The sequence below is a fragment of the Sutterella sp. genome (assembly GCF_052272535.1).
Taxonomy (GTDB): Bacteria; Pseudomonadota; Gammaproteobacteria; order Burkholderiales; family Burkholderiaceae_F; genus Sutterella.
The window spans coordinates 1-2,110 of record NZ_DAVZJY010000318.1 but is presented as its reverse complement, the minus strand read 5'-3'; the positions used below and the strand labels follow the sequence as shown (position 1 = coordinate 2,110).

Genomic DNA, 2,110 nt, shown 5'->3' with positions numbered 1-2,110 from the left:
GCGAGGCTCAGCGAATCAAGAAGCTCCGGCCTTCAGGCCGGAGAGTGATCACGACACCGCCCGAGTGACCCCGTGGTCAGCACGACATGGTCGATTCCGTTGATTCTCATCTGCGCTCCTTCCTTCTTCCTGCGAGGGAGCATCCTCACGCACCGCGTCGCCGGCGCGGCTCTCCTTGAGGCCCTTCCACCCGGGCATCTTCGCACGGTCCGCACCGGAAACGGCGGCGCTCCGTCGGGCTGCATTTTTTTTCTGAAGGGAGAAGGGTGCCTGGACAATGCGAATGACTGTCATTCCACTTGTTTGATCCAACTGCGTACTACGTAGTGGTTGTTGGGAGTGAGAATCATTCCCAACGAACGATGAGCCGCCCGAACTGGAAAGGGTCCCGCGAGGACGGCCATCCACAAAGAAAAGGAGAGCCAGCAATGAATTCGCTCAACCGTCGCGACGCCCTGAAGGGCGGTCTTTTTGGTGCGGCCGCCGCCGCCGGCACGATGCTCGGCGCGGGCGCCGCCGAGGCGAAGCCCGCCCGTGCGAAGGAATACAAGGTCGACTTCGTGGTCGTGGGCGCGGGGTGCGCGGGCCTCTCCGCCGCGCTCGAAGCCGCCGACCAGGGCGCCACCGTCGCGGTTCTCGAAAAGATGGGCATGCCCTTCGGCAACACCATCTACGCGGGCGGCATCTTCAACGCGACGAACACCTACGTCCAGAAGGAGCAGGGGCTCACGGACAGCGTCGACGCCTTCTACGAAGACATGATGAAGGTCTCGCAGGGCCGCGGCGACCCGAAGCTCACCCGCGTCTACGCCGACGAATCCGCCTCCGCGATTCAGTGGCTCCACGACCGCGTCGGGATCAACTTCAAGAAGATCGTGAAGGAGGTCTGGCCGGGTCTCGTGCGCGGCCACGTCGTCGACGGCCCGAAGAAGCCGGGCGGCGCGCAGCTCATCACGCAGCTCCTCGAGCAGGTGAAGAAGAACCCGAAGATCAAGTTCTACACGAACACCAAGGTGATCGAGCTCCTCAAGACGCCGACCCTCGAATGCACGGGCGTGCGCGCCGTGTCGAAGACCGAAGGCGAAGTGGTCTACCTCGCCCGCGGCGGCGTCCTGATGGCGACCGGCGGCTTCCACGCCAACAAGGAGATGGTCTGCAAGTACATGGGCGGCGGCGTCGCCTGGATGCCTCTGCGCGGCTCTCCCTACCTGATGGGCGAAAACGTCGAGCTGACGCGCCCGTTCTTCCCGTACTACATGAACATGGACCAGTTCCACGGCGGTCCGATCCACGCCCAGACGCAGGCGAATCCCTCGACCCTCGTCAACTACGGCGCGATCGTCGGCACCAACGGTGAACGCATCATCAACGAGGCGAAGACCTACGTTGAAATGGCGAAGGAGCTGCCGGTCATCACCCGCAACAACCTCGCCTACATCGTGATCGACAGCGCCGTTATTGAGAACGACACCGTCGCCACCCGCCTCGACCGCTATCGTTCGAAGAAGGCCCCGGTCTACAAGGCCGACACCTACGCCGATCTCGCCCGCCAGATGGGCGTCGATCCGGAAGTCTTCACGAAGACGATGGAGGGCTACAACGCGGCCGTCAAGGCCGGCACCGCCGCGAAGCTCGTCCCGGGCAACACCCTGAAGGAGCCGCGCCTCGTTGAAAAGGCGCCGTTCCTCGCCCTCCCGTTCTCGGGCGGCATGACGGCGACCTTCGGCGGCCCGAAGATCAACGCCAAGGGCCAGGTCCTCAACGCCGAGCAGCAGCCGGTTCCGGGCCTCTACGCCGCGGGCAACGCGATCGGCGGCCTCTTCTACTGGAACTACATCGTCGGCAGCCAGCTCACCGCCGCCGTAATCTTCGGCCGCCACGCCGCTCAGGACGCCGCCGCGCGCGCCAAGGCGAAGGCGGGCAAGAAGGCCTGATCACGGCTCCAATCCCTCAACGTCATCAACCTTCTCTCTCCAATCCGGTGACGGATTGACGGCGCACCTCCCTCAGACGGGCGGTGCGCCCTTTTTTATTTCTGATCGTGAAGGGTGTTTCAGCTGAAACATATCGCTGGCGGTCATTCGATAGCATGCACGCATCAACAACCGCG

General features: G+C 63.7%; 1 protein-coding gene. It reads left to right on the top strand.

Features of this window, described 5'->3' with window-relative positions; translation table 11 throughout:
- The first annotated feature begins 428 nt into the window (after positions 1–428).
- On the top strand, positions 429–1,934 hold the full coding sequence (locus ACT6Y9_RS10640) for an FAD-dependent oxidoreductase (RefSeq protein WP_443744509.1): 1,506 nt from the start codon (positions 429–431) through the stop codon (positions 1,932–1,934).
- The last annotated feature ends 176 nt before the right edge of the window (positions 1,935–2,110 follow it).

Bases quoted from the DNA above. Each gene is read 5' to 3' on its own strand.
- ACT6Y9_RS10640 (WP_443744509.1), top strand. From the start codon at position 429: ATGAATTCGCTCAACCGTCGCGACGCCCTGAAGGGCGGTCTTTTTGGT.